At 69.4% G+C, this 2,470-nt stretch carries 2 protein-coding genes and 1 tRNA gene; 1 reads left to right on the top strand and 2 read right to left on the bottom strand.

All coding sequences use genetic code 11. The features are described 5' to 3' along the window. A partial coding sequence (locus AC5LUJ_RS20710) for an epoxide hydrolase family protein (RefSeq protein ID WP_493465558.1) occupies positions 1-956 on the bottom strand: 956 nt, incomplete at its 3' end. A 623-nt stretch (positions 957-1,579) separates the two neighbouring features. Then, positions 1,580-1,652: transfer RNA gene (locus AC5LUJ_RS20715), tRNA-Leu, on the bottom strand. Between the two features lie 173 nt (positions 1,653-1,825). On the opposite strand from AC5LUJ_RS20715, the gene AC5LUJ_RS20720 reads away from it, so the two are divergent. Next, positions 1,826-2,440, top strand: a complete 615-nt coding sequence (locus tag AC5LUJ_RS20720; protein WP_013873459.1) for an ANTAR domain-containing response regulator — start codon at positions 1,826-1,828, stop codon at positions 2,438-2,440. The last annotated feature ends 30 nt before the right edge of the window (positions 2,441-2,470 follow it).

Genomic DNA, 2,470 nt, shown 5'->3' on the forward strand with positions numbered 1-2,470 from the left:
CGCATCGAGGTGGCGATGGAGTTGTTCACCCAGTAGATCGTGGCGTGGGTGAGCAGGTCGTCCGTGGTGAAGACGGACTCGAGGTCGCCGTCGTTGTCGCTCCAGGCGTTCCAGCGCTCCAGCAGCCAGGCGAGTAGTCCGGCGGGTGAGTCGCTCAGGGCGTGGGCCAGGGTGGCGCCGTCGAGCATGTGCACGGCGAGGTGGGACGCCGAGCGACGGTCGAGTTCGATGATGCGGGCGCGGACGTCGGCGGGCTGGTCGTCGGTGAGGGGCCGGTTGCGGGCGAAGTCCCAGGCGCGGGGGCCGGTGAAGAAGTCCAGCGGCAGCCCGGAGCCGATGTGGATGCCGTACAGCTCGTCGGGGTACTTGTGGCCGAGCTGGCTGGAGACGATCCCGCCGATGTCGCAGCCGGCGGCGGCGTACCTGTCGTAGCCCAGGGTCTCGGTCATCAGGGTGTGCCAGAGGTCGGCGACCTTCCAGAAGTTGACGTCCGGGAAGCCGGTGAGCGGGCCGGGGAAACCGAAGCCGGGCAGGGACGGTACGAGGACGTCGAACGCGTCGGTGGGGTCACCGCCGAACGCGGCCGGGTCGGCGAGCGGGTCGATCACCTTCGACCAGTGCCAGAACGTCCACGGCCAGCCGTGGGTGAGGATCAACGGGATCGGGCGGGGGCCGCGGCCGGGCCTGCGCAGGAAGTGCACCGGGACACCGGCGACGCTCGCCTGGTAGTGCTCGTAGGCGTTGATGGCGGCCTCGGCCTGGCGCCAGTCATAGCCGTCCCGCCAGTAGGCGACCAGCTCACGCAGATAGCTGTCCGGGACGCCGTAGGACCAGTCCCCGTTCCCCTCGTCCAGCGGCGGACGGGTCCGTGTGAGACGGGCGTGCAGGTCATCGAGGACCTTGTCGGGCACATGGATCGGGGCGGGCTCCAGGGGGAAGGCGTGCGGGGTGGTCATCGCGTGGTTCCTTACTGGACAGGGGGAAGCGGCCCCGTCGGGCTGGTGGGTGGTTGGGCGGCGAACCGGCATCCGCAGAGCCAGCGGGTGTACCGGCTGCGCAGCTACCTGTTCTGCGCGCTGTGTGGGGGGCGGATGCTCGGGAAGTCCGTCCGGAACACCCCCTACTACGTGTGTTCACCGAAGAAGGGCTACAACCCGCCGGGTCATCCTGCCATCTCCAGCTTCTGGATCCGGGAGGAGGCGCTGCTGGCCGGCCTGGGTGGTTTCCGCGCCGAGCGGGTCTTCGGCCGCTACCGGCATGATCTCCTTGGTGCCCATCTGGACGGCGTCGCCGCCGCCCGGCAGGAGGAACGTGACCGGCGGTTGGTCGCCCTGCGCACGGCTCTCACCGAGACCGAGAGCAGGAGGCAGCGGCGGCTGCTGACCACGTTGGAAACGCGGGATGGTCCTACCGGGGCGGTGTTCTCCCGCGTGCAGCAGCGGATCGCGGATGCCCTGGGCTCCGCAGGGAAGACGGTCGTGCGAAGCACGACCTCAGGGGTCCGGGGGCCGCCCCCCGGGCAGATATCGCGGCCCCGGCAAAGCCGATCAGAGATCGGCGAGCACGACAAGCCAGCGCGTGCCCCCGGTGGGATTCGAACCCACACTGTCGGTGGTTTGAGCACCGTCTCTCTGCCGTTGGAGTACAGGGGCCGGCAGTCACGGTCCGCGGACGCTGGGTCTTGAAGTTGCTGGCGAACCGGTCAATATGCAGGTAGAGCTTCCTCCATGACTGTAGCCGGGTAAGGTGCGGATCGACCGGCCGCCCCACGCCGCGGCGAGTCAACAGTGTGATCCTAGCCCTGCGAGCCCAGGAGTCCGACTCGATGAGCCAGCCATCCTCGACCCCCCGCCGGGTGCTGATCGCCGAGGACGAGGCGCTGATCCGCCTCGATCTGCGGGAGATGCTCCAGGAGGAGGGCTACGAGGTGGTCGGTGAGGCCGGCGACGGTGAGGTGGCGGTCAGTCTCGCCACCAAGCTGCGTCCCGACCTGGTCATCCTCGACGTCAAGATGCCCCGGATGGACGGGATCGACGCCGGCGCGCACATCGCCAAGGAGCGGATCGCGCCGGTGGTGATCCTGACCGCGTTCAGCCAGCGGGATCTCGTGGAGCGGGCCCGGGACGCCGGGGCGATGGCCTACGTCGTCAAGCCGTTCCAGAAGAAGGACCTGCTGCCGACGATCGAGATGGCGATGAGCCGGTTCACCGAGATCGTCAGCCTGGAGGCCGAGGTCGAGGACCTGCAGGGCCGCCTGGAAGCCCGCAAGATCATCGAACGGGCGAAGGGGGTCCTGCAGACCGAGCACGCCATGACCGAGCCGGACGCCTTCCGCTGGATCCAGCGCACGTCGATGAACCAGCGGCGCACGATGCGGGCGGTGGCCGAGGCCGTGCTGGCCGGTGACCTGCTGCCCGGCGAGGCCCTGCCCGGAGCGTGACCACCGCCCGCAACCTGCTCGGGCGGAACC

The sequence above is a fragment of the Protofrankia sp. CiP1_Cm_nod3 genome, assembly GCF_982290655.1.